The sequence below is a fragment of the Jejudonia soesokkakensis genome (assembly GCF_042664795.1).
Classification (GTDB): Bacteria; Bacteroidota; Bacteroidia; order Flavobacteriales; family Flavobacteriaceae; genus Jejudonia; species Jejudonia soesokkakensis.
Map to the genome: position 1 here is coordinate 97676 of NZ_JBHTBN010000002.1, position 25796 is coordinate 123471.

Sequence of the window (25796 nt, forward strand, 5' to 3'; positions counted from 1 at the left end):
ATACATATAGACTTAGAGAAACGAAAATAGTTTAATTTTTGATGAAAATAAACATAATAAACACTTTCACAATCGATAAAATGCAATTAAAATCGATAAAATGTAAAAAAATTTTGTTTTGTAGGAAAATTCTGCTTAGCTTTGGACTACATTTCTTATGTAATCGTTTTTATTATAAGCCCCAACTGTAGTAAAAACAACTAAGACGGGCTTATGCGGGGGCTAGCCCGTCTTTTATTTTAGATTCTATTTGCGTATTGAAGTTGTAGGAAAAAAGTAAACCTAAATTGTATTTTATCGATAAAATGCAAATATTTAAGATAAAATGCAAAATAATTTTGCAAATATTAAAAATACGTTTATATTTGAATATACTTATGAGATTAATAACGTTGCTAGCCCCAAGGTAATGTTATAAAATAAAAAGCGGTCCCCAAGCCGCTTTTTTATTTTTTAATATTTTTGAATTGAGATTACTGAAAAGACTGCATCTCTACCAATCCGTAGTAAACTCCTTTTTGATCTAATAATTCTTGGTGTTTACCTTGTTCTACAATTTCTCCTTTCGACATGACTACAATAGTATCTGCATTTTGGATTGTTGATAACCTATGCGCAATAACCACTGAAGTTCTGTTTTTCATCATGTTTTCCAAAGCATTCTGAACCAATCGTTCACTTTCGGTATCCAAAGCAGAGGTAGCTTCATCTAGAATCATGATGGGTGGATTCTTCAATACCGCTCTCGCAATACTTAGACGCTGTTTTTGTCCGCCGCTAAGTTTATTTCCACTGTCCCCAATATTTGTTTCGATACCTAAAGGAAGTTCTTTTACAAATTCCCAGGCATTTGCTATTTTAAGTGCTTCAACAATTTCTTCATCTGTTGCATTTTCTTTTGCTATCAACATATTGTCTTTAATACTGTCATTAAAGAGAATTGAATCCTGAGTAACAAGTCCTAATAACCCTCGAAGTGATGACTGAGAAATGTTTTTAATATCAAATCCATCTATGCTAATAGCCCCTTTATTTACATCATAAAAACGGGTAATAAGATTGGCGATGGTACTTTTCCCGCTTCCGCTTTGACCTACCAAAGCAACAGTATGTCCTTTAGGAACCGTTAGTGAAAAGTTTTTCAGCACATATTCATCATCGTATTTAAATGAAACACTTTCTATGGTTAGCTTTTCGGTAAAGTCTTTTTTATAAATAGCATCTGGCCTGTCTTTAATCAAAGGCTCAGTTTCTATAACTTCCAAAACACGCTCTGCTGCAGCATTTCCTTTTTTCACACCATAGCTTGCTTTACTAATGGCCTTCGCAGGAGTTAAAATATTATAGGCAAGACCCATATATACCAAAAATGCTTCAGGTTCTAGCGTGTTCTCAAGCACCATCGTACCGCCATACCACAACAATACAGCAATGACAACTATCCCTAAAAACTCACTCATAGGTGACGCTAGGTTTTGTTTATTCAGCAAAGAATTTGAAAATTTAAAATAACGCCGTGTTGAATTTTTAAAACGGTCGTTAAAGATGCGTTCTGCATTAAACCCTTTTATAATTTTTAATCCGCCCAACGTTTCTTCCACGATAGAAAGAAAGGCTCCTTGTTCTCTTTGAACCCGTTCTGACTTCTTTTTAAGGTTTTTCCCAATTCTTGAAATGATAAATCCACTTACTGGTATAAAAATAAAGACAAACAAGGTGAGCTGTGGACTCAATAAAACCATGGTAATAAGCGTGAAAATAATTGTTAAAGGTTCACGAACAATCAGTTCCAAAATGCTTAGAAATGATCCTTGAATAACTTCAACATCATTCGAAATTCTAGCTATAGTATCCCCTTTTCTTTTTTCAGAATAATATGATATAGGTAACTCTATGGTTTTTTTGTATAAGTCATTTCGTAAATCCTTTAACACACCATTTCTAAAAAATGTAATAAAATACATTGCGAGATACCCAAAAAGATTTTTAAGTAAAAAGGTAGCAATCACAAGACCAATTAGATACATTAGTGTAGTTTCAACACCTACTTTATTGATATATGTATTGATAAAATAGTTGGAGTACTCTTGAAAATAATCTTTAATAGTTAACCAACTCTCTAATATTGGTTTTTCGGTAACGGGTTCTTGATTCTCAAACAACACCTTCATCATTGGCATTAAGGATACAAAAGCAAGCGTACCAAAAAGCGCATAAAAAATATTTGAAATGATGTTCAAATAGGCATATCCTTTATAAGGCTTTGCGTATTGAAAAATTTTTTTGATGTATTCCACTAGTGTATATTTAAGTGTGCACTTATTTTTTCTATTTTCTTCTGAAACTCTTCGGGTGCATTTTGGCTATGTTGCACACTCATGTAAAACTTTATCTTAGGTTCGGTACCGCTAGGTCTGGCTGCGATCTTGCTTCCGTCTTCGGTATAATAAATAAGTACGTTAGATTTTGGTATTTCCATCTCTTCTGAAGTTCCCTCTACAATATTCTTACGCTCTCCTGTACTATAATCTTCTAAACAGATTACCTTGCTGCCAGCAATTTCAGTAAAGGGATTTTCCCGAAGCTGTTTCATAATTGCTGAAATCTCTTCGGCTCCTTTTTTGCCTTTCTTTACTAAGGAAACCAAATGTTCCTGAAAATATCCGGTTTCCATATAGATTTCCTGAAGGTACTCAAACAGACTACTTCCTTTTTCTTTTTGCTGAGCTGCAATTTCGCATGCGAGTAGGGTAGCGGTTACTGCGTCTTTATCACGTACAAAATCGCCCACCATATATCCAAAACTTTCTTCGCCACCACCTATAAATTCAAGTTCAGGATGGTCTTTAACCATTTTTGCAATCCATTTAAAGCCCGTAAGTCCTTCTTTGTATTGTACTCCAAAATTTTGTGCAATTTTTTGAATCATTGGTGTTGATACAATAGTAGATGCGACAAATTGATTTTCGTTGAGTATATGTTGCTTTTTATATTGTGATAGTAAGAAATGGGTCATAATGACCATTGCCTGATTTCCATTTAAAATCGTCATCTTACCTAAAGAATCTCTTACGGCAATACCTAATCTGTCACAATCTGGGTCGGTACCAATGACGATATCGGCATTTATTTTTTCTGAAAGCTCTGTAGCCATTTTTAATGCTGCGGGCTCTTCAGGGTTTGGAGAAGACACTGTTGGAAAATCACCATCCGGCACTTCTTGTTCTTTTACAACTGTTACATTCGTATATCCTGCCATTTCTAGCACTTTTGGAATCATTGTGATAGAAGTACCATGAAGCGACGTGAATACAATTTTTAAGTTGTTTTTTGCTTCTTTTGGTGTATGAAAGCTTCCGTTTTTAAGAGATGCTTCAGCAAAGGCTTCGTCTACCTCTGTATCGATATATTCAATTAACTCTGAATTTTCTTTAAATAGAATATCTTCATATCGAAGTGAATTAATTTCAGCAATAATTTCACCATCCTGAGGGGGGACTAACTGGCCACCATCCTGCCAATACACTTTATAGCCATTATATTCTGGCGGATTATGGGAGGCAGTTAATACAATTCCGCAGTGGCATTTGAGATGTTTTACTGCAAATGAAAGTTCTGGCGTTGGACGAAGGTCGCTAAAGAGATAAACTTTTATTCCGTTTGCCGAAAATACATTGGCAACCACTTTTGCCAGCTCTTTACTATTATGGCGACAGTCGTAAGCAATAGCTACCTTATAAGTTTCATTAGGAAACTGTGCTTTGATATAATTTGAAAGTCCCTGAGTGTTTTTTCCGAGGGTGTACTTATTAATACGATTGTCGCCAACACCCATGACGCCGCGCATGCCGCCCGTCCCAAAGGCTAAACTTTTATAAAAACTATCTTCAAGACCTTCAGGATCATGAGCGATCATTTCTTTGATGGTATGTTGTGTGTCCTTATCAAAAAAAGGAGTTAACCAAGTATTTACGCGCTCCAGAATTTTTGGATCTACATATATCATGCTGCTGTTTTAGGTTGCAAAAATAAGGATAATAGTTGAGAGGATTTGTGTGGTAAACTTAAAGCGACATCAATTTACAGCGTCGTTTCTTTAATGATATAAGCTGCACTGTTCTTTTTGGTTCTAAGTAATAATTCGCCAATGAATCCAGCGAGAAAAAATTGCGTGCCTAAAATCATTGCTGTGAGAGCGATAAAGAATTCTGGACGTTCTGTGATCAATCTTCCTTGTGGATGAATAAAAAGTTTGTCAATGCCAAGGTACAGAGCAAAACAAAATCCAATAAAGAGAATAATGGCTCCCCAAGCACCAAAAAGGTGCATAGGACGCTTTCCGAAGCGGGATAAAAAAGAAATCGTGATAAGATCTAAAAATCCTCTTGTAAAACGTTCTAAGCCAAATTTTGTTTCTCCATACTTTCGTGCTTGGTGTTGTACAATTTTTTCTCCAATGGATGTAAAGCCCGCATTTTTGGCGAGAACGGGAATGTACCGATGCATTTCACCTGTTACTTCTATATTCTTGATAACATCTCTGTGATAGGCCTTAAGTCCGCAATTAAAATCATGCAATTTTAAACCAGACGTTTTTCTAGCGGCAAAATTGAAGAGTTTTGAAGGTAAGTTTTTACCAATGACACTGTCATATCGTTTCTTCTTCCAGCCAGAAACCAGGTCGTACCCTTGTTGTGTGATCATGTTATAAAGTTCAGGGATTTCTTCAGGATTGTCCTGTAAGTCTGCATCCATGGTTATGATAACATCTCCAATTGCTTTTTCAAAACCAGCATGGAGCGCTTGTGACTTTCCGTAGTTTTTAAAAAAACGAATTCCTTGTACTTCTTTATGTGCTGAGGATAATTTTTCGATAATCTGCCAAGAATTGTCCGTGCTACCATCATCAATAAGAATTAATTCATATAAAAAACCATTGGACTGCATAACATTTGCAATCCAATGGTATAATTCCTGTAGTGATTCTTCTTCGTTAAGAAGAGGTATGACGATGGAGATATTCATTCAGTAAATTTACTGTAAATATTCGGGTTTATTAACCTTCATGATTAAACCAGCAATTAATGATATGATAAATCCGATAAATAATGTTGATATAATACTAATTGCAAATAAAATTCCTGGACTCATCATTTTTTCCTGAATACTAAGTGCCATGTCCATTTGTTCATCTGTCATATTTGGGTTGGATTCGATCATTTTATCTCTAGACGTTTCCATCATCTGAATAGCAAAATCTGGTTCTATTACGGTTACAAATAAAAGTGTAAAGAGACCGCCAAGAAGACCAGCAACAAGAGCAATACCAAGTCCTGTTTTTAGCGCTTCACCAAGAGAAAGGAAGCCACCGTTGTCTGCTTTAAAAGCCTTAATACCGTATACGATACATCCTATCGAGATTAAAAAACCAGTTAGAGATTGCCACCAGGGTTGTTGTGTGTGCATTCCCATTACATAAACGATTACTGAGAGTCCAATGGTTAGGAGTGCTAAAATAAGTCCGTAGGACAATGCGATTTTTTTTACTGAAGCTTTTTGAGTTTCCATGTTGTTGATTGTTTTTTGGTTTGGCAGATTAGTAGACAAATATAGCAAAACGTTACGGATAGGTTTCTAATACTTTTTTAGAAATAAAAAATCCTTCCAGAAATGAAAGGATTTTTTTGTAGCGAGAACGAGACTTGAACTCGTGACCTCCGGGTTATGAATCCGACGCTCTAACCACCTGAGCTACCTCGCCATCATAAGTAAAGCTTACATGTCATGTAAGCGGCTGCAAAGATAATAACAATTTAATCTGACGCAAGTATATATTTTGTTTTTTATAGTTTAAAATTTATATCTAAAAAAAACTAACTTTCTTTTTCCTTTTGTTTTTAATATCTATATTGGCGACAACTAACAAATAATTATGGACGATAAAATTAAATATGAGATGGAATTCCCTATCCAGGTGTCGCCGTCTTTGTTGTACACTTATATCTCTACGCCTTCAGGCTTGAGCGAATGGTACGCAGATAACGTAAACTCGCGTGGTGAATATTTCACATTTATTTGGGAAGGAAGCGAAGAAAAAGCGAAATTATTGAGTAAGAAAAGCCCAGAACGCATCAAATTTCGTTGGATCGATGATGAACATACCGACTATTTTTTTGAGCTACGTATACAGGTAGATGAAATTACTAAAGATGTTTCCTTAATGATTACAGACTTTGCCGAAGAAGACGAAATAGAAGAAGGAAAAATGCTGTGGGAAAATATGATCTCTGAACTAAAACAAATATTAGGATCTAAATAAAGACCTTTTAAAATATTTACCTTTGCACCGTCTTTCTAAAACAAGACGGTTTTTTTATGATAAATTTCAACGGAAAATTGCTCGATGCAACCAATTCAAATATATCTTATGCCAACAGAGGTCTTGCCTTTGGGGATGCTCTTTTTGAAACCATACGAGTATCTGGTGGCAAAATTTTCTTTTGGGAAGATCACTATTTTAGATTGATGGCCTCTATGCGTATCCTTCGAATGGAAATTCCCATGAACTTTACTATGGAATACCTTTCGGAACAAATATTTAGTGTGATAGATACTTCAGAAAAAAGTAAAACGCATAGAGTCAAAATGTTGGTTTGGAGAGAGGCAACTGGAAAGTATACTCCAAACTCTAACGATATAGGATTTGTAATTTCTTCGGTAAAACTGGAAGAGTCGTTTTATACCATACAGGACAGTTCCTACGAAATAGAATTGTTTAAAGACCATTATGTTACCTCAGGATTGCTTTCTACACTAAAGACCAATAATAAAGTAATTAATGTCTTAGGTAGTATCTATGCAAAAGAGAATGATTTTGCGAATTGTTTGTTGCTCAATGAAAAGAAGCAAGTGGTTGAAGCATTAAACGGTAATTTATTTCTTGTAAATGGGTATAAAATTAAAACACCACCCATTTCAGATGGTTGTCTAAACGGAATTTTGAGAAAACAGATTATTAAAATAGTGGGTACCATGCCAGATTATATTTTAGAAGAATCTTCAGTTTCCCCTTTTGAGCTTCAGAAAGCAGACGAAATATTTATTACTAATGTAATTACTGGCATTCAACCAGTTTCAAAATATCGTAAGAAAGAGTATGCTTCAGCAGTGGGTAAAGAACTTATAGGAAAATTAAATGCTGCAGCTCGTTTGGGTTAATTAAAACTTGGATTTTCGGGAGCGTTTGACCATAAGACATAATCACCTCCAAATTCTAACATTTTTTCTTTCCAGAAATTTTCAATTTGCTTTCCAATAATATTATTCTTGTAGGTATTGGGAGTTACTACCCAACTATTCACTTCTAATTCCTGTTCCAGTTGTTCGCTATCCCAGCCAGAATATCCTAAGAAAAATCTAATTTCATCTTCGGTAATTTTATTTTCTTTCAATAGATCAAGAATTGCAGTAAAATCACCTCCCCAATAGATACCGTTTGAAATTTCGATACTATTAGGAATGATATCTGGGACTCTGTGAATAAAGTATAGATTGTCCTGCTCCACAGGACCTCCATTATACACGGGAATCTCATTATCGATTTCGGGAATAAAGTCCTTAAGTGTATATTCTAAGGGCTTATTAAGAATAAAGCCTACCGAACCATCTTCGTTATATTCAGCCAGTAATACGATGGACCGATTGAACGAAACATCTCCTATAATCGAAGGCTCTGCGACGAGTAAGACGCCTTTTTCGGGTTTTAGAGTGGTCATAAGTTATTTGATTAGTCAAATAAACTTAACTATTTATAATTACACTACCAACTTAAACTTCAAAATATGTAAAATAAAAAATCCCACCAAAGGTGGGATTCTTAAAAACTTTAGGTCGATTAGATTAGTTTACACTACTCTGTAAATCTGAACCAGCTTTAAACTTCACTACATTTTTTGCAGCAATTTTAATAGTTTTTCCAGTCTGTGGGTTTCTTCCTTCTCTTGCAGCTCTTCTAGTAACTGACCAAGATCCAAAACCTACTAAAGAGACTCTGTTTCCTTTTTTAAGAGATTTCTGTACGTTTCCTAAGAAAGACTCTAATGCTTTTTTTGCTGCTGCTTTTGTTACACCGGCATCTTCTGCCATTGCATCGATTAAATCTGATTTGTTCATAGTTTGTTTTAATGATTATAGTTAAACTTCAATTTTATTGCTCTACAAATGTAAAAGGATTATCGGTTCACACAAGGAATGACGCGGTAAATCCGCGTTTTTGTTAATAACTTCACAGGTTTGTTAATAAAGATGCCCTCTTTTTTGATGTTTTTAAAGAAATCAGTAATGATAAGGGTTTACATAACTTTCGCATCTTTTGTAAAAGTAAAACCATTTAATAAAGAAAGGGTAGCCATTTTTCGCTTTCCGGGAAGCTGCAACTCCTTTATAAATAGGAAGCCGTTTTTTGCAGCAATTTTTAACTCTTTTTTGGTCGTACTAATACTCCCAGGTACTTCAGAATGTTTTTCTTCTAAACTTTCAGCCTCATAAATTTTCATCATTAGCGTTTCTCCATTCATATGTACTTCTGTCCAGGCCACCGGATAGGGAGAAAGCCCTCGTATAAAGGCATCAATATCTGAAACAGATCTGTTCCAATCGATTCTAGTATTTTCTGAAGTTAATTTTGGAGCCTCTTTAAATGTTTCGGTTTTAGGCTGCGGAAGGGTTTTAACTTCTGAAGTTTCTATACGATTCACAGTCTCTAGTACGAGCTTGCTACCCAACACCATAAGTTTATCGTGCAATGAACCTGCAGTTTCCCTTTCTTCAATAGCAATTTCTGAAGCTAAAATAATCTCACCAGTATCGATTTTTTCATCAATAAAAAAAGTTGTCACTCCCGTTTTCTTTTCTCTATTCATCACAGCCCAGTTAATGGGTGCTGCACCACGATACTGTGGTAGGAGAGAGGCGTGTAAATTAAAAGTTCCGTATGCAGGCATTTGCCATACAGCTTTGGGTAACATTCTAAAGGCCACTACGATTTGTAAATTGGCTTGTAATGCTTTCAACTCTTCGAGAAATGCTTCGCTTTTAAGATTAGTAGGCTGTAACACGGGGAGATTTTTTTCAGCAGCAAACTTTTTTACAGCAGAAGCATGAAGTTTTCTACCACGACCAGCTGGTTTGTCTGGGGCAGTAATGACGCCTACAATGTTTTTTTTTCCTTCAACAAGTTTTTTTAATACACCTACCGCAAAATCGGGGGTTCCCATAAAGACGATACGCAAGTTTTTTTTCATACTAAGTAATATTGATTTTTTGTGTTAATTCCAATTTGATCGGCATCCAAAAGCAACTGTAAAACTTTCAGGATTTTTGCTTCGGTAAAGGTACCCTTTTCAACTAATTCTCGTGAGGTGAGTGGAGCTTCTTCTAATAGAATTTTAATTTTTTCAGAAATGAGTTGTAATTCTTTTTTGCTTACTGAAGTATTTTGCGATGCGCACACAGAGCAAATTCCGCAGGCAACTTCATTTTCTTCCCCAAAATAGGAAACTAGCTGAAGACTTCTACACTTTTTCTCATTTGTGATATACGTTAGCACCGAATCTAATTGTGCTTCTTTTTTTGCATTGAGTTCGTTAACGTCCTTTGCAATCACATGAATTGTTTTATCATCTTCGCGTGGCACTAAAAAAGTTATGGTAGCATCGGTAATACGAAGGCTTAATTCAATGATCTCATCACGTTCCATTTTACGGAGCACTTCAATAATGGTATGCAAAGACTGTCCGGTTTTTTTTGCCAAATAGTCAAGATTAACAGCTGTACTGATTTCAAAAATACCACCATAGATTCGTAATAAAGACTTCCCAATGACAGATGCTGTGGGGTCTTTTTCAAAATAGGTAAGTAATTTTTCTGAAGGTATTAAAAACTGCACCTGAGACTTTCTTCCAAATTGTTTGGATAGTTGTAGTACACCCAACCTATCTAATGTTGTTAATCCATTAAATGTAATAAGGGTGTTTAATTGGTATTGTTCACAAAATTCTGAAAAACCAAAACTATGCTCTGTAAAAACTCCTTCTCCATACGATATTTGAAAATAATTGTTTAATTTTCTATAGATGTGTTTCAAATCCTCTACGGAAGCTAGCGATTTTACAAATTGCTTATGTGCTAAAACTTTATCATATTCGTTGTAAAGTACAATCGCTTGGGCGTAATTTCCATCACGACCTGCCCGACCAGCTTCCTGGAAGTAACTCTCCAGACTCTCTGGGAGTTGAATATGAATTACAAAACGAACATTAGGGTTGTCTATGCCCATTCCAAAGGCATTGGTTGCAACTATTGTTGATATAGTTCCGTTTTTCCATTGTTCTAATTGGCTGTCTTTGTCTTTTTTTGATATGCCACCATGATAAAAAGTGCTACTTATTCCAATAGCATTAAGTTGGTCGCTGTATTCAATGGTTGCTTTTCGGTTGCGAACATATACTATGGCACTTCCTGCGTTATTTTTTAAAAACTGTTCTACATAATATAGTTTGTCATCTGCCTGATATACTTTATACGCTAGATTTTCTCTGGTAAAACTATTCTTAAAAATAGCAGGGACTTCAAGGTTGAGTTCATTGATGGTGTCCTCAAGTACTTCTGGAGTAGCTGTGGCAGTAAGCGCTATGATTGGAACCAATGGATGAAGTTGGCGTACTAACACAATGTTTTTATACGCGGGTCGAAAATCATTTCCCCATTGCGAAATACAATGTGCTTCATCTACTGCAATAAGATTTACAGGCATTTGCCGTATGGCATTTTGAACAACTTCCTGTTGTAACCGTTCTGGGGAAAGGTATAAAAATTTATAATTGCCATGAATAGCATTGTCTAATAGTGTACGCAGTTCTTCAAAAGAGATGCCACCAGTTATTGCTAAGGCTTTGATTCCTTTTTCTTTCAAAACACCTACTTGATCTGTCATTAGGGCAACTAAGGGAGAAATTACAATACATATTCCAGGTTGTAATACTGCTGGAACTTGAAAACAGATAGATTTTCCACCACCTGTAGGTAATAAAGCTACGGTATCTCGTCCGTCGAGCACCGCTTCAATAATTTCTTCCTGTCTCGGTTTAAATGCCGAGTATCTCCAAAATTCTTCTAAGATCTGGAGGGGTGTTTTCAATTATTTTGGAGTTTAGTTTGTAAAAAGGTAATGCGTTCTTCTACCGTTCCAGTGGGAATTTCTATAATGTCATAGCCGTACGAAGCATACCCTTTTTTTAAAAACTGATAGATTGTTTTAGCCTGTTCAAAAGACTCATAGCGTTCATTGTCCTGTTGGTATATTGCCTTCCATGGCGGGAGCATAAATACAGCGTCGTATGTGTTATTGCTGCACGTTTCCCGAAAATATTCGGGATAACTAACCTTTATAAAATCCATATAAATAGGAACATCTGGAAGGCCTCGATCAAAAAAAACAATATCTGTTTCCCAATCTGAAACTGCGTTAAATTGTTCTAATCTTCCTTCTAGTAAGAGTTTACTGAATAGGATAGGATCTTCTAAAAACAACTGATCGATACCTTCTTCCTGAGCTTTTTTAGTAACATCTCTTGAAATTTCATGCATTACAGCATGTCCAAGCTCTTCAAGGTGATTGATTAAAGTTGTTTTTCCAGAGCCTGGTCCTCCAATAATCGCGATTCGTTGCGGCATAGGTTTCTTTATTCTGAAAATTTTTCCGAAGTAAAAACTACGAATTCTAACTCACAAATATCGTAACTATTTATTGAGACTGAAAATGTATCTTTGTAAACAAAAGCACTAGCGCTATGAATGAAGCAAAAAAAAGGGAAGATTTTTATAACCGATTACGAGAACAGCTGCAAGGGGATACCCAATGGCCTTCGGAATATCTGTATAAATTTATTGTTCCTGCCAGCAACGAGAAGATAGCAGAGATTGAAGCAATTTTTGATGGTACAGGAGCCTTGATACAAAGAAGAGATTCATCGAAAGGCTCCTACACCAGTGTTTCAATTAAAGTCACTATGGATTCGCCCGACGCGGTGATAAAAAAATATCTTGAAGTTTCTGAAGTAGAAGGCGTAATTTCCCTATAATTTTAGTATTTTGCAACCAATATACTTCCAGAGTACAAGCATATTACTTTCCTTATTATAAATACAAATTATTTTGATTGACAATTTAGAATACAATACCGAACGTCCGCATTTGATCATACCTGAGTATGGACGTCATCTTCAGAAAATGGTAGAACAAGCAATGGCTACCGAAGACCGCGATGAGCGCAACAAACAAGCTAAAAGCATTATTGCTGTGATGGGAAATTTAAATCCGCATTTGAGAGATGTTTCAGACTTTCAGCATAAGCTATGGGATCAACTTTTTATCATGTCTGATTTTAACCTTGATGTTGACTCACCATTCGATAAACCTTCGAAAGAGGAATTAACAGAACGCCCAGAAACATTAGAATATCCACAAAATTTTCCTAAATATCGTTTCTACGGAAACAACATCAAACGAATGATCGATGTTGCAATCCGTTGGGAAGACGGAGATAAAAAGGACGGACTTATTTTGACGATTGCGAATCATATGAAAAAATGTTTTCTTAACTGGAATAAAGACACGGTTGAGGACGATGTGATTTTTAATCACCTTTTTGAACTTTCAGAAGGAAAAATCAATCTAAAGAACAGTGATGAAGACCTTCGCGACGCTCAAAAGCTTCTAAAGAACAAAAAGCGTTACAATAGCAGTAACAGCGGTAAAAAGAACTACAAGTCTAACAATAGAGGGCGTAAGCGCTACTAAATTTTTCACTCATACTTTATGGGAACTTTTCAAATTGAAGGCGGTCACAGATTACAAGGTGAAATCCGTCCGCAGGGTGCTAAAAATGAAGCGCTGCAAATTTTGTGTGCCGTATTATTAACTTCAGAAGAAGTCATTATTGAGAACATTCCAGATATTAGGGATGTCAATAAACTTATAGGAATCCTTAAAAACTTGGGGGTTAAAATTAAAAAGCTTTCAAAAGGAACTTATTCTTTTATATCTAATGAAATTGATCTTAGCTATTTAGAATCCCAACTTTTTAAAGAGGAGGGAAGCTCTTTACGTGGTTCTATTATGATTGTAGGGCCTATGTTGGCTCGTTTTGGCAAAGGATACATTCCACGTCCAGGAGGCGATAAAATTGGTCGAAGACGATTGGATACACATTTTGAAGGGTTTATAAAACTTGGGGCTGATTTTAGATATAATAAAGAAGAGCGATTTTATGGTGTAGATGCACCAAACGGACTTACGGGTACGTATATGTTATTAGATCAAGCTTCGGTTACCGGAACTGCAAATATTGTGATGGCTGCAGTCTTAGCAAAAGGTACCACGACCATATACAATGCTGCTTGCGAACCTTATTTGCAGCAATTGTGTAAAATGCTCAACAGCATGGGAGCTAAGATCAAAGGAGTTGGCTCTAATCTTTTAGAAATAGAAGGCGTTGAAAAACTTGGGGGTTGTACTCATCGAGTATTGCCGGACATGATCGAAATAGGGAGCTGGATTGGTCTTGCGGCTATGACTCGTAGTGAAATTACCATAAAAGATGTAAGCTGGGATGATTTAGGGTTAATTCCGAATACTTTCAGAAAACTTGGAATAGAATTAGAACGAAGAGGAGACGATATATATATCCCTACTCAAGAAAGTTACGAAATTCAAGGTTACATTGACGGATCTACACTAACCGTTGCCGATGCCCCTTGGCCTGGATTTACCCCAGACTTGCTTAGTATTGTATTGGTCGTTTGTACCCAAGCGAAAGGAAGTGTGTTGATACATCAAAAAATGTTTGAGAGCCGATTATTTTTTGTAGATAAGCTAATTGATATGGGAGCTCGTATTATCTTATGTGACCCACACAGGGCTACCGTTATTGGACATAATTTTGAATCACAGCTAAAAGCAACAACAATGGTTTCTCCTGATATTAGAGCTGGAATCTCATTATTAATTGCGGCTTTATCTGCCAAAGGAACCAGTGTGATTCACAACATTGAGCAGATAGACAGAGGCTATGAAAATATTGACGAACGTCTTCGAGCGATAGGTGCTAAAATTACCAGATTAGAAGCATAGTCTTAGAACTTAATAATAATATAAAAGCCTTTAGAGAACTAAAGGCTTTTTTGTTTCAAATAAAAAGGTGGGAAATATTATCCTTTTCTGTTTTTATTAATTTCGTCTTGTAATTTTCTTCGAAGTTGTTGTTGTTCTTCCAGTTTTTTCTGTCGGTGTGCTTCAAATTCAATTTCTGTTTCTGCCAATTTCAATTCGGCATTTTTAGTAACAGCATGACTATTTTTAAACTTATAGATAAAGAATCCGAGTCCTATGAGAAGGATACCAATAATTGACCACATAATGGTATTGTAGGTGGATTTTTCAGTAATAATCCCAAAAATTTCTATCCCATTTTCCTTTTTTTGAGATAGTGCTAGATCTTCGTTGACTTTCGCTAAATTATTCTCTAAAGAAGAAATCGTAGCTTGCTGTGTGTCAATTTTAATTTGAGCAGAATCTACTCTCGCTTCGAGTGAAGAGACACTATCCATGATGTTTTCCCGTAGTTTATTGATCTGAAACTTCTTGATTACTTTATAATCCTGATAATTGTTTGAACCATCAACCACCTCATTAAATTGCTTTTCTAGGGTATTTATAGAAGAGCTAGGGATAGAATCTTGGGCATAAATCGAAACTGTTAGTACGAATAGCGGTAGAAAAGCTGCTAATTTTTTTGTCATAATAGCGATGTTAGGTTTTGTTAGTCTTTTTAACTCTACAAGAGTATAAAAATTGTACAAAAACGCCCAAAATAAGCAGGTTTTTACAAAATCTTTAACAGGGTCTAATTTTTATCGTAGCAGAAATTTAGTGCTCCAGATGGACATCTTTTTATCTGTCTCACAATGTGTTTTGTTTTTGCTGCATCTAGATTAATCCAAGGTATTACAGTAGTTCTAAAAACACTGGATAGTTCTTTTGCACATTTTTCAGCATGAATACATTTCTTTGGGGTAAAAGTTACTGTGATTTCACCATTCGAAAATTCGTTCGTATACGTTCTCATAAGCATAAATTTGGGGGTTATGAATACATTTTAACACAAAAACTTCGATAAACATACAAAAAAATACGACAAAAAACAATTTTGAAGAAAAAACTTACAATTTAACTAACAGCTTCTTTATAAACTTTTAAGCAACGTTCTCTTGCTTCTTTATGGTCCACCATTTTTTCGGGATACGATTCTGAACCAAATTCTGGAACCCATTCTTTTATATAGGTGTGGTCTTTATCATATTTTTCAATTTGTGTTGTAGGATTAAAAATCCGGAAGTAGGGAGCTGCATCCACACCGCTACCGGCCGCCCATTGCCAATTTCCTACATTACTAGATTGTTCATAATCTAAGAGCTTTTCTGCAAAATACGCCTCACCCCAGCGCCAATCGATAAGTAAATGTTTGCACAGAAAACTAGCTACTACCATACGCACTCTATTATGCATGTATCCAGTTTCATTAAGTTGACACATACCTGCATCTACCAAGGGATATCCAGTCTGTCCTTTTTTCCAGAGTTCAAATTCTTCTTCATTATTTCGCCAGTTGATACGATCGTATTTGCTTCGGAAAGCATTATCTACTGTTTTTGGAAAATGCCATAAGATTTGCATAAAAAATTCTCTCCAAATTAACTCCTGCCAGAATACTTCGTTTTTTTCAGCAATCGCTTTTTTTATAATTTTTCGAATACTGACTGTTCCAAAACGTAAATGCGGACCTAAACGAGAAGTACCTTTTTTTGCAGGAAAGTTTCTAGTTTTTTCATATTCCTGAATCGTAGTGGGAGTTACGTCATATTCGGGAATTTCTATAGAAGATTTTTTAAATCCGATATCAGATAATGAAAGGTTTGGGAGTCTTGAATGCTGAATTAAATTCTCAAGGTGTTGAGACGTATAGTGTATTGTAAGGTGTTTATCGCTATCGAAAGTCTCTTTCCATAACTTCATATAAGGTGTGTACACAACATAGGGATCACCGTCGCTTTTAACAATTTCATCTTTCTCAAAAATCACTTGGTCTTTGTAGGTGTAAAAGCCAATCTCTTTATCTGAAAGGTAGTTTGCGATTTCTTCGTCTCTATTTTGAGCGTAGGTCTCGTAATCCCGATTTGTTATAACATTCTGAATGTCAAACTCTTTTAATAACTTTTTATAGACTTCTAAGGGTTTTCCGTGGTAGATAGCAATACTACTTCCGTATTCTTGAAGCTCATTTCTCATACTCTGAAGCGTCTCAAAAATAAATGTTACACGTGCATCATCTTTAGGAAGATCCTCCAAAATTTCAGAATCAAAAATAAAAATGGGTAAGACAGGAAACTTTCCGTGGAGCGCTTTATAAAAGCCAACATTGTCATCTAATCTAAGATCTCTGCGAAACCAAAAAACATTTACTTTATCTGCCAAACTATTGGATGTTTAAAGTTGAAAGTCCGCCATCAACACCCAGTATTTGGCCAGTTACCCAAGAAGATGAATCTTCTAATAAGAATGTTGCAGTTGCAGCGATATCTTTTGTCGTACCCACTCTTTTTAGCGGGTGACGATCTCCCATTTTTTCTTTTTTATCATCACTCGATAATAACTTTTTTGCAAGCGGTGTATTTGTTAAGGAAGGCGCAATTACATTAACTCTAAAGCTTGGCGCATATTCTGCTGCCATCGCTTTTGCAAACCCTTCTATGGCTCCTTTTGCGGCAGCAACACTTGTGTGAAATGGCATCCCTACTTTTACAGCTACGGTGCTAAAAAAGACCAAACTTGCTTGTTCTGCATTTTTTAAATTTGGCAGTAATGCATGCACTACTTTTACTAAAGATAAGAAATTTAGTTCCATATCTTTTGAAAAAGCTTCAGGAGAGAGCATTTTAAAAGGTTTTAAATTGATGCTGCCTGGGCAATACACCAATCCATGTAAAGTATCTGGCAGGTCTAAATTTGCGATGTCATCTTTAAGTACATCAAATTTATGGTGTGTAATCCCTTCCGATACGTTCTCATTGCTTCTCGAGGCTACGTGAACAGAGTGTGATTCTTTAAGCTGATTTGCAATTTCAAAGCCAATACCGTAAGATCCGCCAATTAAAAGTATGTTTTTTTTCATATTGTATAGGTTCCGAAGAGCTCTTCTAATTTTTCTTTCCTATAGTCAAAAATTTCTTTTAACTTAGGTTGTACCAAGATAGGATGTAACAAACGGCCTAAGAACCCGAAAGGTAGTTTGTAATCAATAATGTCCTCCATTTCCACACCGCCTTCTATTTCTTTAATAAAGTGTTTGTGATGCCAAAGCGAGTAGGGGCCAAAGCGTTGTTCGTCCACAAAATAAGCTTCATTTTTACTGTGTGTAATTTCAGTGACCCATTTAGTTTTAATTCCTAATACAGGTGTCACAATATATTGTATAATTTGTCCAGCGAACATTGGTCTGTCTGCTCCCGAAAGAATATTAAAGCCCATGTAATCTGGTGTGATGGTTTTTAAATTTTTAGGATTAGACAAAAATTCCCATGCTTCCTTTTTAGAAATAGGAAGATTTTGTTTCGCATGAAGCGTGTATATTTTCATAAATGCTTTTCTACAGTCTTAAAACTGAATTTTTCTATTCATGCGTAACAATCTGTACAGCTCATTTTGAGCTGTATTTCTTTGCCTTCTGAAAGAAATAAAAGCGATGAAATTTTTTAGGAAACTTGACATAATGATACTTTTTTTTGCTAAGTTAGAGTTGTTTCATGATATTCTGAAACACTTAAACAAAACATTAACAGTTATCGTCACAACATGAATCATCTTTTACTAATTTACAACTCAAAACAGCTAAAGCACATCCTAATAAAGGACCCAGAATGTAAATCCATAAATGTTCTAGATGCCCTGAAAGGAGTGCGGGAGCTATAGATCGAGCAGGGTTCATGGAAGCACCAGTAATAGGTCCAGCAAACATTGCTTCTAAAAGGACAACCCCACCTATAGCTATTCCTGCAACGACTCCAATTTCTTTTGCTCCAGTAGAAACATTAATAATGACTACCATTAAAAAAAAAGAAAGTATAATTTCTAAGATAAATACTTTAAATGGTTCAATCTGGGGCAGGGTAGCTCCTAGAAGTTCATTTTCAGGAAATAGAAATAATATTAAAGCACTAGCAATACATGCACCGATAAGTTGTGATACAACATAGCCAGGCACATGTTTCCAAGAGAATCGTTTTGCAACTGCAAAGGCAATGGTCACAGCCGGGTTAATATGGGCGCCACTTATGTCACCAAAAGCATAGATCATGCCCATTACAATAAGCCCAAAAGTTATTGCAACACCAGGATGTGTTACTACACCTTTGGTAACTTCATTAATAACGATGGCCCCTGTACCACAAAATACAAGTGCAAAAGTGCCAATAGCTTCTGATAGATATTTTTTAAACATTTTACAAAAGTAGGAACTTATTAGTAGTTTCTATTTTATATTTTTGTTAACAAGTAAGTTACAGGTCGAATTGTACCTTCGCTGAAACACTAAAAATCAATATACAAATCATGAAAAAATTACTAGTATTATTTCTTGGAGTAGTATTTGCAACGCAAGTACAGGCTCAAATTACAACGCCGGCACCTAGCCCTTTTCAGAAAATAGAACAGAAAGTTGGATTAACAGATGTTACTTTAGAATATTCTAGACCTTCTATGAAGGGAAGAACAATATTTGGAGATTTAGTTCCTTATAATAAAGTTTGGAGAACTGGAGCGAACGCGAATACTAAAATTACATTTAGTGATGATGTAATGATTGGTGGAAGTGAAGTGAAAGCTGGCACCTATGCTATCTATACAAAACCTATGACTTCAACTTGGGAAATCTATTTTTATTCAGATAGTAATAACTGGGGAAATCCTCAAGAATGGGATGAAAGCAAGGTGGTCGCAACTGTAAAAGCAGATGCCTATCCAATGCCCATGGAAGTAGAAACTTTTACGATGAGTTTTGACGACTTAAAAAACGACTCAGCTGTAATAGGTATATTATGGGATAAAACTTATGTAGCTGTTCCTTTTAAAGTGAATACAGATGAAATGGTAACTGCTAGCATTAATGGCGTTATGAATGGTCCAAGTGCAAATGATTATTATTCTGCTGCAGTTTACTATCTTGAAAATGGAAAAGATATTAATCAGGCTAAAACTTGGATTGACAAAGCAGTAAGTATGCGTGCAGATGCTTTTTGGTATAAAAGGCAACAATCTTTAATCTATGCAAAGTCTGGTGATAAAAAAGGAGCGATTAAAGCAGCTAAAGAATCGATGGCTCAAGCTAAGGCTGCTGGTAACGCAGATTATGTAGCTTTAAATGAAAAATCTTTAAAAGAATGGGGTGCAATGTAATACTCCATTTTTTAATAATTAAAATAAAAGCCTCAATTTCTTGAGGCTTTTATTTTTTTAATGTACTGATCTTCATCTTATTAATTTACAAATGAGATTCCGTGGTTTTCACAAATTTTTACAACCTTATTAAAGTCAGGAGGTCCAGCTGGCAGATCGGCCAATTCTCTAAACATAAGTTCAATACCAGCAGGAAAGGCACTTGTAATCATTTTTGCTTTTTCTGTTCCTACAACAGTCCATGAATGAGCTACATTTTTTGGTGCAAAGGCTGTATCACCAGGCTCCAGTATAGTACTTTTATTATCTATCATAATTTCAATTTTGCCCTTAATCACTCTAAAAATTTCATCTTCTTTAGTGTGAATATGTGGAGGAATACCTACTCCTGGGTCGACATTATCTACCCATTCCACAATTTGATTGTTGGTATCACTCCCCAGTAACTTATGGGTTTGTATATCTCCAATAACATTTAACACTTCTCCTTCTTTGTCTTTTATGATTTTTGGTTTGAGATTATTAATTGTTTCGGTATTTTCAAAAAATTGCTTGCTATTGGCTATCCCAGGAAAAAGTGCAAAACTAAGTCCTAATCCAGAGGTTTGAATGAATTTTTTTCTATCCATGGCTTTAAATTTATTGCTTAGATAAATATAAATGATTGACTAGGGTATAAAGTATAGATTACTACGGTAAATCCTTTGAATATCGGAAATCAGCTTTTTCGAATTTGAGAAGGTGTTGTTCCTGTATGTTTTTTTAAAAAATAACTGAAATAATCGGGTGAAGAGAAACCAAGTTCATACCCTATTTCTTTGATAGTCTTGTCTGTGAATTTTAAGCTATGGCGGCTACGCATTACCAGTTGTTCTATGATAAGATGTTTGGCATTTACACCTAAAACTTCCTTGACGCTTTCATTTAAATATTTTCTGGATACGTTCAGTATATTGGCAAATTGCCTCACTTCGTGGTACTGCGTTATATTATTATCAATGCTCTTTTTGAATTTATACACTAACGCAGACTTAGCATTTGAATCTGAAATAACCGATTTTATATTACACTTTCCGTCGCAATAGACAAAAAAGGTATTTAGTAGCGAAATAATGGCTTCCTCGCGATGTTTTAGATGGGTACTCAATAGCTCATCCAACATTTCAAGAATTGCTTGTACACGTGTTTCAATGCCTGGGGAAAGCTTTATTTTAGGAATCTCGTCACTATTTAAGAGACGAACTTCAGTAATGTGTAGATTTTTAAAAGTAGGATGATTTAATATACTTTTTGGGAGATATAGCACATATCCTGATGAAGTTGTTAAATCTTGTTTTATAATTTTCCAATTGCAATTTGGTTTTAAAAAAAATATTGAATTAGATACGTTCTTATATAAAGTATCATTAATTTCAATTGCTTTTGCTCCATTTTGAATCCAACAAACCGCATATGAAATCATATTCTGATTTGAAGTAATTTTATTTAAAATACCCGATATTTTAATAGTATCAATATTCATTTTGACCATATTACTATCATTTGTAGCTATAATTAATTCAGTAAAAAACAACAGTTTACCAAGAATTTTTTAATTAAAATATACTTAATTTCTGTGTAAAAATATCATTGTTCCAATCCAGCTTCCCCCTATAACTAATTTTCTTTCAGTTTTTGCTATTTATCTAACACATTTAAATACCTCTCAATATTTTCAATTAAGTTTTGAGCTTTTTCTTTGACTTTTTTCGACCAGCTTATTTCTGCTCTAGTTTTAAGCAATCTGCCCACTACAATACTTTCAAATTCAATACTCTCTAAAACGGCTTCTCTATTATTTATTCTTGCGATTCTATTTTTAAAGTATGGATTAATTCCTGTTATGTAATCAGCTAAATCCCAATTTTTGTAAACAAATCCTTCTACATTATCTCTTGCAAACTGATTATGTCCTTCAAATAGCTTAGAGAACCTTTCGGTATCTTCGTAATAGGTGTATTAATAGATTCCTTTAAAAAGTTATCATTTATCCATTTAAAATGACCTCCAGATTCCATTGTTTTTAAGGCAGTAGAAACAGAATAGAAGGATTTTTCAAGAGCAACATCACCAATGTCATTTAGCGGTATATCTTTTGTTCCTTCAGGATTTGAAACAATTTTAAAAAAAATATCTATGTGTCCTTGAATAGATTTATTATACAAAATTTGCTTATCTAATTTTCTTAGATCTTCTTTTAAATTTAACTGCATAAGCTCAAGTGATGCTTCAAGTTGTTCTTTTTCTTGAGCTTTCTGATTTAAATTATTGATTTGAAGAGCTATTAAAATTCCAATTACTACAAGTACAATTTCTCCAATTGCATAAAGAAGATATTTGCTGAACTTATTTTCAGTGAGTAATCTTTGACGAATTTTTCTGAAAAATTTTAACATTAGAGGTTGGTTTTCTAATAGATATGATTTTTATATTATTGGAGTTTCAAATTCAGTTTTAGCAACTACTTGCCCTATAGTTTAATATATTTTAAATCAATTATGTACTTCTATATATTCATTAATTATAGTAATTAATTTATTGGCTTTTAAGATTGCATCTTTTGAAAGATCTATTTCTCCTGTTGCTCTAAATTTTCTTCCAATTAAGGCATTTTCCAACACGCTACTTTCTCTCAAAATATTAGTATTATTTTGTGTTGGATTTCGTTCTTTTGAATTTGAATAAGGATTTGAATTTGGTAAAAGTGAACCAAACTCTATTTTGTTATAGGTAAAGCCTTCTATATGATTTTTTACAAATTGATTATTTTCATTTGTAAGATTTGATAATTTGTCAACTATAGCATAATAACTATAAATCGATTGTATTAAATCTTGATTTTTAATCCATTGAAAATGAGATCCTGATTCCATTGAATTAAAGGTTGTAGTAGTAGGAAAAAAAGTTCTTTCCGTAGCTATATGAAATATGCTATCAGCAAAAGTAGATAATTGAAGGTCTTTATATTTTGGTATTGAAATAATTTGAAAAGTAAAATCTACAGCTTTTAATACTGTTTTATTATACTCGATTTGTTCATTTAGATCATCTATATCGTTATGAAGATTTAATTTTAAAGAATTTAAAGATGCATTTACTATATTCCGTTCTTTTTTGGATTCATTTAAATTATTGATTTGTAATGCAATCAAAATCCCGATGACCACAAGTATAATTTCTCCAAGAGCATAAATAAAATATTTACTGATTTTGTTATCAGTGAGCAATTTGTGTCGAATCTTTCTGAAAAATTTTATCACAAGCCGTTAGTTTCTCTAAAGATATAATTTTAATTTAATTAGGGAGTTTAGACTTTGAAAACAAATGCCTCTAGTTATTTATTTTCGTGAGGATTGACAGCTTAACGCTGGCGCGTGATTATCTCGCCATTCGGCCTTCGTAGCCGAGCCACTTCGGCGAAGGAGGCAAGGCGAGGGGAAGCGCAGCCTATTTTTTGGCTGTGCGTGCGTTTCGGAAGCGCAATGGCAAGCTGTTGTTCGAAATCCAGTCAGATTAGTTTTAATGTTTAAATATAAGATTAATTATCAAGCTATGATTTCAGCCCCGCTGAATTATAACCATTGTTATGTGCAGTTTTTTACTTCAACCGTTTCTTAATATCCATTCTTTGATGAAGAACCCTAACAATTTCAATTTTGTTGTTGTTAATTTTTCTGTAAAAAATAAGATGAGATTTAATTTTAGTTACTCGATAATTCTTTCGAGTCTGTTCAGCCGATTTACCAATGAGATAATTTTCTGCAATGAATTCTATTTCATTAATAATTAAATTGTAATATCTGTCAGCTTGCTCTTTAGACCATTTTTTAAAAGTATATATCCAAATATCATCTAAATCAATAATCGCTTTTTTACTTATTCGGTAATTGTCTTTACTCATAAGTACTGCCGATGTAGCTTTTCTAAATTTTTCTTAGGATCGAAGTTTTCTACAAAACCACTTTCTTCACCAACTTCAAGAGCTTTTATTAATTCTCTTTCTTTTTTTTCTTCTCTTTCTAATAATCTTAATGCTGAACGAATTACTTCGCTAACAGAACTGTATCGTCCAGATTTTACTTCATCTTTTATAAAATCTTCAAAATGATCTCCAAGTGATATTGATGTGTTTTTTCCCATTGTATACTGAAATTTTATCAAATATACCAAGTTTTGGTAACTTGACCAAATTGCACATAACGTCTACGGTTATGATTTGTTGGGGACTGACAGCTGTAGCGATGGCGGGCGAAACGGCAGCAGCGAAGCTGCGTGTGTTTCGGAAGTGCCTCAGAAAGCTGTGCATTCAAACCTTTCCGATAAATTAATTGTTTAAATGTAGTAAAAAATAACCTCGCTTTTGTGCAGCCCAATAAATTATGAACCGTTGTTATATAATGTTTGTATTCCAAATGAACTTTTTTTGCATATTTTTCGGCGTAGTTCCGAATAAAAAAGAAAGTTCCGAAGAATTGTATCTCTTTCGGCAAGTAGTAGAGTAGAAGCTTACCATAGAATATCAGATTACTTTTTCAGGAGTAGCTAAAGAATGCTCCCTATGAAATATTTTATAACGGTTTTGTGTATGGCTCGTTGCGGAAAATCAGCTATGATTTTCCGCCGTAACCGAAAGATAGCAAATTGCAATGAATTCCGATTAGGAATTCAGCCGCAATGAGCTATACACGGTGTTGCCACACGTTTTTTATTTTTCCGACCAGACTTTACTTGTCCAAAATCGGTTGTCATTTATATTAAATCGACCATCAATAAATTCCATTTCGGTCAGATAAATTTTCCGAATTGATTTTTGGACTCTGTCAAATCCATCCAATTCATCAGAAGTCGAACTGTATTTAAGGCGGTCGTAAATTTTTATTTTTTTAGATTCAGCTTCTTTGATTCCGATGTAACATTCTCCAGAGTACGAAATTCCATCGTCATTCATTGCGTATTTGTTTTCCTTTTTGGTAATTGATAGAAAAACAATTTTATTATCTGAATTGTAAAAAATAGTGTCAATATAAACTTCTAAAGATTTTCCTTCTGGCGTTGCAGAAGAAAGTCTAATAGAATCACGTCTTAATTTTGTCAGATTCGAGAGTTGTTTTTTATCCGCTTTATATTCAGATTGTTCAATTCCATATTCGTTCAAATATTCATTCGGTGTTGATGTTTTCTTACAACTCAAAATGAGCAAGAACGTTAGAATTATTATATGGATTGCTGGTTTTCTCAAATGTGTGGCAACGTCTCTGGTTATGATTTCGGTGGGGATTGGCAGCGTTGCGTTGGCGCGTGATTATCTCGCATTAGCGAGGGGAAGCACAGCCTGTTTTTTGGCTGTGCGTGCGTTTCGGAGCAATGGCAAGCTGTTTGTCGAAATCCAGTCAGATTAGTTTTAAAGTTAAATATAATGATTTTCACCAAGCTATGAATTCAGCCCCACTGAATTATAACCGCTGTTGGGCAAAGTTTTTTACCTTTTCTTTCTAAACATTTGAAGAAACTCCTCTTCTTCAGATTCTAATATTTGTTCATAATCAAATAATTCAATTCCCGCTTCCTCGTATGCATCTTCCCATTTACCATAATTATGATTTTTTTGAATAGCCACTAATCGTCTATTCTCGTCTGGGGTAACTAAAATATATTTTCCAAGTTCTTTTTGATATAACTCTTTTAAGTTTGTTCCATCTCCATTCAGACTGATTTCAGCATCAGTTAAGAGTTTCTTAGCCGAGTCTTTTCTTGGGTATATATGATCTCTTGTTAATCTTACCTCTGCTGAATCTCTCAAACTACTTATTGCTGCCTTAGAAACTTTATTGTTCCAATAATCCTTTCCATGTGGTAAATACCAAATTGCAGCTCCAATAATAGTTTCTATAAATGCCCTTTGATTTTTTGAAGTGCTTTCTTCGGAATAGTATTCACGTATTGAATTGATTAAATTTTCTAAAGCTATACACCGTTCTCTTAGTCTTTCTTCTGTTGTCATTTTTCTAAATTTTGCCCAACGGCTCTGTATAAGAACAGTAGGGCTGAAAATGAGCGCAAACCATTCGGTTGAACACAAGCCGAATTTTTAAATTTTACTTATTACTTTTCTTTTTTCAATAAGCCAAATTTTAAAATTTGGCGACTTAGCAAATGCGCCCAAACCTTTTGGTTTTACGAGAATTGCCCTA

29 protein-coding genes and 1 tRNA gene are annotated in these 25796 nt (G+C 34.6%); 6 read left to right on the top strand and 24 right to left on the bottom strand.

Features of this window, described 5'->3' with window-relative positions:
• Positions 1-473: 473 nt before the first annotated feature.
• The 5 genes from ACFQO1_RS05040 to ACFQO1_RS05060 form a co-directional block, all read right to left on the bottom strand.
• Positions 474-2297 (bottom strand): ABC transporter ATP-binding protein, encoded by a 1824-nt coding sequence (locus tag ACFQO1_RS05040; protein WP_380216892.1) that lies wholly within the window; start codon positions 2295-2297, stop codon positions 474-476.
• Positions 2297-4006 carry a phospho-sugar mutase gene (locus tag ACFQO1_RS05045; RefSeq protein ID WP_380216893.1) on the bottom strand — a complete coding sequence of 570 codons (1710 nt, stop codon included), beginning with the start codon at positions 4004-4006 and terminating at the stop codon, positions 2297-2299. Before ACFQO1_RS05045 ends, ACFQO1_RS05040 begins: the two co-directional genes overlap by 1 nt.
• Positions 4007-4080: 74 nt before the next feature.
• Positions 4081-5025: a glycosyltransferase family 2 protein gene (locus ACFQO1_RS05050; RefSeq protein WP_380216894.1), complete on the bottom strand. Its 945-nt coding sequence runs from the start codon at positions 5023-5025 to the stop codon at positions 4081-4083.
• Positions 5026-5034: 9 nt separating this feature from the next.
• Positions 5035-5568 (bottom strand): DUF4199 domain-containing protein, encoded by a 534-nt coding sequence (locus ACFQO1_RS05055; RefSeq protein WP_380216895.1) that lies wholly within the window; start codon positions 5566-5568, stop codon positions 5035-5037.
• 119 nt (positions 5569-5687) lie between these two features.
• Positions 5688-5761, bottom strand: a tRNA-Met gene (locus tag ACFQO1_RS05060).
• A gap of 171 nt (positions 5762-5932) precedes the next feature.
• Here ACFQO1_RS05060 and ACFQO1_RS05065 point away from each other — a divergent pair.
• Entirely contained in the window at positions 5933-6319 is a 387-nt protein-coding gene (locus ACFQO1_RS05065; RefSeq protein ID WP_380216896.1) for an START-like domain-containing protein, read from the top strand.
• Positions 6320-6375: 56 nt separating this feature from the next.
• A complete protein-coding gene (locus tag ACFQO1_RS05070) occupies positions 6376-7218 on the top strand; it encodes an aminotransferase class IV (protein WP_380216897.1) in 843 nt (280 codons plus the stop codon).
• Here ACFQO1_RS05070 and ACFQO1_RS05075 read toward each other — a convergent pair.
• From ACFQO1_RS05075 to ACFQO1_RS05095, 5 genes are all read right to left on the bottom strand, one after another.
• Positions 7215-7775 (bottom strand): YqgE/AlgH family protein, encoded by a 561-nt coding sequence (locus ACFQO1_RS05075; RefSeq protein WP_380216898.1) that lies wholly within the window; start codon positions 7773-7775, stop codon positions 7215-7217. The genes ACFQO1_RS05070 and ACFQO1_RS05075 overlap by 4 nt on opposite strands.
• Positions 7776-7899: 124 nt before the next feature.
• Positions 7900-8172 carry an HU family DNA-binding protein gene (locus ACFQO1_RS05080; RefSeq protein ID WP_380216899.1) on the bottom strand — a complete coding sequence of 91 codons (273 nt, stop codon included), beginning with the start codon at positions 8170-8172 and terminating at the stop codon, positions 7900-7902.
• Between the two features lie 179 nt (positions 8173-8351).
• The gene (fmt, locus tag ACFQO1_RS05085) at positions 8352-9302 is read right to left on the bottom strand and encodes a methionyl-tRNA formyltransferase (RefSeq protein WP_380216900.1); all 951 of its coding nucleotides are present in this window, start codon (positions 9300-9302) and stop codon (positions 8352-8354) included.
• Entirely contained in the window at positions 9299-11197 is a 1899-nt protein-coding gene (locus tag ACFQO1_RS05090; RefSeq protein ID WP_380216901.1) for a RecQ family ATP-dependent DNA helicase, read from the bottom strand. The genes fmt and ACFQO1_RS05090 overlap by 4 nt, the downstream gene beginning before the upstream one ends.
• Positions 11194-11733: an AAA family ATPase gene (locus ACFQO1_RS05095; RefSeq protein WP_380216902.1), complete on the bottom strand. Its 540-nt coding sequence runs from the start codon at positions 11731-11733 to the stop codon at positions 11194-11196. Before ACFQO1_RS05095 ends, ACFQO1_RS05090 begins: the two co-directional genes overlap by 4 nt.
• Before the next feature lie 116 nt (positions 11734-11849).
• Here ACFQO1_RS05095 and ACFQO1_RS05100 point away from each other — a divergent pair, with 116 nt between their 5' ends.
• The 3 genes from ACFQO1_RS05100 (at position 11850) to murA (ending at position 14190) form a co-directional block, all read left to right on the top strand.
• Positions 11850-12140, top strand: coding sequence for a DUF493 family protein (locus tag ACFQO1_RS05100; RefSeq protein WP_380216903.1), 291 nt, complete (start codon positions 11850-11852; stop codon positions 12138-12140).
• Between the two features lie 73 nt (positions 12141-12213).
• Positions 12214-12858, top strand: a complete 645-nt coding sequence (locus tag ACFQO1_RS05105) for a DUF4290 domain-containing protein (RefSeq protein ID WP_380216904.1) — start codon at positions 12214-12216, stop codon at positions 12856-12858.
• An 18-nt stretch (positions 12859-12876) separates the two neighbouring features.
• A complete protein-coding gene (gene murA, locus ACFQO1_RS05110; protein WP_380216905.1) occupies positions 12877-14190 on the top strand; it encodes a UDP-N-acetylglucosamine 1-carboxyvinyltransferase in 1314 nt (437 codons plus the stop codon).
• 77 nt (positions 14191-14267) lie between these two features.
• On the opposite strand, the gene ACFQO1_RS05115 is transcribed toward murA, so the two are convergent.
• The 6 genes from ACFQO1_RS05115 to ACFQO1_RS05140 form a co-directional block, all read right to left on the bottom strand.
• Positions 14268-14858, bottom strand: coding sequence for a hypothetical protein (locus tag ACFQO1_RS05115; protein ID WP_380216906.1), 591 nt, complete (start codon positions 14856-14858; stop codon positions 14268-14270).
• A 104-nt stretch (positions 14859-14962) separates the two neighbouring features.
• On the bottom strand, positions 14963-15190 hold the full coding sequence (locus ACFQO1_RS05120) for a (4Fe-4S)-binding protein (protein WP_380216907.1): 228 nt from the start codon (positions 15188-15190) through the stop codon (positions 14963-14965).
• A 95-nt stretch (positions 15191-15285) separates the two neighbouring features.
• Positions 15286-16590, bottom strand: coding sequence for a cryptochrome/photolyase family protein (locus ACFQO1_RS05125; protein ID WP_380216908.1), 1305 nt, complete (start codon positions 16588-16590; stop codon positions 15286-15288).
• Between the two features lies 1 nt (position 16591).
• Positions 16592-17287: an SDR family NAD(P)-dependent oxidoreductase gene (locus tag ACFQO1_RS05130; RefSeq protein ID WP_380216909.1), complete on the bottom strand. Its 696-nt coding sequence runs from the start codon at positions 17285-17287 to the stop codon at positions 16592-16594.
• A complete protein-coding gene (locus tag ACFQO1_RS05135) occupies positions 17284-17751 on the bottom strand; it encodes an SRPBCC family protein (RefSeq protein WP_380216910.1) in 468 nt (155 codons plus the stop codon). The genes ACFQO1_RS05130 and ACFQO1_RS05135 overlap by 4 nt, the downstream gene beginning before the upstream one ends.
• Positions 17752-17947: 196 nt before the next feature.
• Positions 17948-18613 (bottom strand): MIP/aquaporin family protein, encoded by a 666-nt coding sequence (locus ACFQO1_RS05140; RefSeq protein WP_380216911.1) that lies wholly within the window; start codon positions 18611-18613, stop codon positions 17948-17950.
• 110 nt (positions 18614-18723) lie between these two features.
• On the opposite strand from ACFQO1_RS05140, the gene ACFQO1_RS05145 reads away from it, so the two are divergent.
• Positions 18724-19566 (top strand): DUF2911 domain-containing protein, encoded by an 843-nt coding sequence (locus ACFQO1_RS05145; protein ID WP_380216912.1) that lies wholly within the window; start codon positions 18724-18726, stop codon positions 19564-19566.
• An 80-nt stretch (positions 19567-19646) separates the two neighbouring features.
• On the opposite strand, the gene ACFQO1_RS05150 is transcribed toward ACFQO1_RS05145, so the two are convergent.
• From ACFQO1_RS05150 to ACFQO1_RS05185, 8 genes are all read right to left on the bottom strand, one after another.
• Positions 19647-20195 carry a cupin domain-containing protein gene (locus ACFQO1_RS05150; RefSeq protein ID WP_380216913.1) on the bottom strand — a complete coding sequence of 183 codons (549 nt, stop codon included), beginning with the start codon at positions 20193-20195 and terminating at the stop codon, positions 19647-19649.
• Positions 20196-20284: 89 nt separating this feature from the next.
• Positions 20285-21088: a helix-turn-helix domain-containing protein gene (locus ACFQO1_RS05155; protein WP_380216914.1), complete on the bottom strand. Its 804-nt coding sequence runs from the start codon at positions 21086-21088 to the stop codon at positions 20285-20287.
• Between the two features lie 400 nt (positions 21089-21488).
• Positions 21489-22001: a DUF6090 family protein gene (locus tag ACFQO1_RS05160; RefSeq protein ID WP_380216915.1), complete on the bottom strand. Its 513-nt coding sequence runs from the start codon at positions 21999-22001 to the stop codon at positions 21489-21491.
• A gap of 96 nt (positions 22002-22097) precedes the next feature.
• The gene (locus tag ACFQO1_RS05165) at positions 22098-22865 is read right to left on the bottom strand and encodes a DUF6090 family protein (RefSeq protein WP_380216916.1); all 768 of its coding nucleotides are present in this window, start codon (positions 22863-22865) and stop codon (positions 22098-22100) included.
• A gap of 338 nt (positions 22866-23203) precedes the next feature.
• Positions 23204-23506, bottom strand: coding sequence for a type II toxin-antitoxin system RelE/ParE family toxin (locus ACFQO1_RS05170; protein WP_380216917.1), 303 nt, complete (start codon positions 23504-23506; stop codon positions 23204-23206).
• Positions 23503-23745 (bottom strand): type II toxin-antitoxin system ParD family antitoxin, encoded by a 243-nt coding sequence (locus ACFQO1_RS05175; RefSeq protein WP_380216918.1) that lies wholly within the window; start codon positions 23743-23745, stop codon positions 23503-23505. The genes ACFQO1_RS05170 and ACFQO1_RS05175 overlap by 4 nt, the downstream gene beginning before the upstream one ends.
• 565 nt (positions 23746-24310) lie before the next feature.
• Positions 24311-24760 (bottom strand): hypothetical protein, encoded by a 450-nt coding sequence (locus ACFQO1_RS05180; protein ID WP_380216919.1) that lies wholly within the window; start codon positions 24758-24760, stop codon positions 24311-24313.
• A gap of 324 nt (positions 24761-25084) precedes the next feature.
• Entirely contained in the window at positions 25085-25606 is a 522-nt protein-coding gene (locus ACFQO1_RS05185; RefSeq protein ID WP_380216920.1) for a hypothetical protein, read from the bottom strand.
• Positions 25607-25796: the final 190 nt, after the last annotated feature.

What these genes read in the sequence shown, in the direction of transcription:
- ACFQO1_RS05150 (WP_380216913.1), bottom strand. Translation starts at nt 20,195, where the DNA reads ATGGATAGAAAAAAATTCATTCAAACCTCTGGATTAGGACTTAGTTTT.
- ACFQO1_RS05115 (WP_380216906.1), bottom strand. Translation starts at nt 14,858, where the DNA reads ATGACAAAAAAATTAGCAGCTTTTCTACCGCTATTCGTACTAACAGTT.
- ACFQO1_RS05175 (WP_380216918.1), bottom strand. Translation starts at nt 23,745, where the DNA reads ATGGGAAAAAACACATCAATATCACTTGGAGATCATTTTGAAGATTTT.
- murA (WP_380216905.1), top strand. Translation starts at nt 12,877, where the DNA reads ATGGGAACTTTTCAAATTGAAGGCGGTCACAGATTACAAGGTGAAATC.
- ACFQO1_RS05140 (WP_380216911.1), bottom strand. Translation starts at nt 18,613, where the DNA reads ATGTTTAAAAAATATCTATCAGAAGCTATTGGCACTTTTGCACTTGTA.
- ACFQO1_RS05045 (WP_380216893.1), bottom strand. Translation starts at nt 4,006, where the DNA reads ATGATATATGTAGATCCAAAAATTCTGGAGCGCGTAAATACTTGGTTA.
- ACFQO1_RS05130 (WP_380216909.1), bottom strand. Translation starts at nt 17,287, where the DNA reads ATGAAAAAAAACATACTTTTAATTGGCGGATCTTACGGTATTGGCTTT.
- fmt (WP_380216900.1), bottom strand. Translation starts at nt 9,302, where the DNA reads ATGAAAAAAAACTTGCGTATCGTCTTTATGGGAACCCCCGATTTTGCG.
- ACFQO1_RS05145 (WP_380216912.1), top strand. Translation starts at nt 18,724, where the DNA reads ATGAAAAAATTACTAGTATTATTTCTTGGAGTAGTATTTGCAACGCAA.
- ACFQO1_RS05120 (WP_380216907.1), bottom strand. Translation starts at nt 15,190, where the DNA reads ATGCTTATGAGAACGTATACGAACGAATTTTCGAATGGTGAAATCACA.
- ACFQO1_RS05070 (WP_380216897.1), top strand. Translation starts at nt 6,376, where the DNA reads ATGATAAATTTCAACGGAAAATTGCTCGATGCAACCAATTCAAATATA.
- ACFQO1_RS05050 (WP_380216894.1), bottom strand. Translation starts at nt 5,025, where the DNA reads ATGAATATCTCCATCGTCATACCTCTTCTTAACGAAGAAGAATCACTA.
- ACFQO1_RS05095 (WP_380216902.1), bottom strand. Translation starts at nt 11,733, where the DNA reads ATGCCGCAACGAATCGCGATTATTGGAGGACCAGGCTCTGGAAAAACA.
- ACFQO1_RS05170 (WP_380216917.1), bottom strand. Translation starts at nt 23,506, where the DNA reads ATGAGTAAAGACAATTACCGAATAAGTAAAAAAGCGATTATTGATTTA.
- ACFQO1_RS05185 (WP_380216920.1), bottom strand. Translation starts at nt 25,606, where the DNA reads ATGACAACAGAAGAAAGACTAAGAGAACGGTGTATAGCTTTAGAAAAT.
- ACFQO1_RS05160 (WP_380216915.1), bottom strand. Translation starts at nt 22,001, where the DNA reads ATGTTAAAATTTTTCAGAAAAATTCGTCAAAGATTACTCACTGAAAAT.
- ACFQO1_RS05080 (WP_380216899.1), bottom strand. Translation starts at nt 8,172, where the DNA reads ATGAACAAATCAGATTTAATCGATGCAATGGCAGAAGATGCCGGTGTA.
- ACFQO1_RS05135 (WP_380216910.1), bottom strand. Translation starts at nt 17,751, where the DNA reads ATGAAAATATACACGCTTCATGCGAAACAAAATCTTCCTATTTCTAAA.
- ACFQO1_RS05055 (WP_380216895.1), bottom strand. Translation starts at nt 5,568, where the DNA reads ATGGAAACTCAAAAAGCTTCAGTAAAAAAAATCGCATTGTCCTACGGA.
- ACFQO1_RS05155 (WP_380216914.1), bottom strand. Translation starts at nt 21,088, where the DNA reads ATGAATATTGATACTATTAAAATATCGGGTATTTTAAATAAAATTACT.
- ACFQO1_RS05065 (WP_380216896.1), top strand. Translation starts at nt 5,933, where the DNA reads ATGGACGATAAAATTAAATATGAGATGGAATTCCCTATCCAGGTGTCG.
- ACFQO1_RS05075 (WP_380216898.1), bottom strand. Translation starts at nt 7,775, where the DNA reads ATGACCACTCTAAAACCCGAAAAAGGCGTCTTACTCGTCGCAGAGCCT.
- ACFQO1_RS05100 (WP_380216903.1), top strand. Translation starts at nt 11,850, where the DNA reads ATGAATGAAGCAAAAAAAAGGGAAGATTTTTATAACCGATTACGAGAA.